Source organism: uncultured Dokdonia sp., from assembly GCF_947492535.1.
Lineage (GTDB): Bacteria > Bacteroidota > Bacteroidia > Flavobacteriales > Flavobacteriaceae > Dokdonia.
In genome coordinates, this window is sequence record NZ_CANLNH010000046.1 from 1 (window position 1) to 483 (window position 483).

Here is a 483-nt window from a genome sequence, read left to right on the forward strand (position 1 = left end):
ATTACACCTCGGGCACATCGATTGATGCGGAGCTACTTTGTAGAAGCTTCTTGGCAAGCGATCCGAGCAGACCCAGTAATGCAGGCTTATTACCGTAAACATACAGGCAAGAATGTTAAGAGTATTATTATAAAAGTAGCAAGAAAACTACTAAGTAGAACATTAGCAGTTATAAAGACAGAGACCCCTTATACGATAGGGGTGATATCATGATAAAAAGAAACCATAACAAAGCTCATAAAATTTAAAACTCGTATTACAAAACAACGTGGGTGAACTATTGTATAAATAGTATCACATTTTTATAGCAAGTGACCGAGTTTATTATAACTTATAATCATACAGATGCTGGTGACGTTTCATAAAAGAATCGATCACATATAGGATGCGGAGCAAGTTATATTAAAAAGAGAAAAAGTGATTTAAGTAAGAAAATAAAATATTAACTATCTTTAAAGAACTGGACTAAGGCTTTTCATAGGA

At 33.5% G+C, this 483-nt stretch carries 1 pseudogene; it reads left to right on the forward strand.

The annotated features are described in order from the left end of the window. A pseudogene (locus Q1A60_RS21480) lies at positions 1-213 on the forward strand (IS110 family transposase); the annotation flags it as partial. Positions 214-483: the final 270 nt, after the last annotated feature.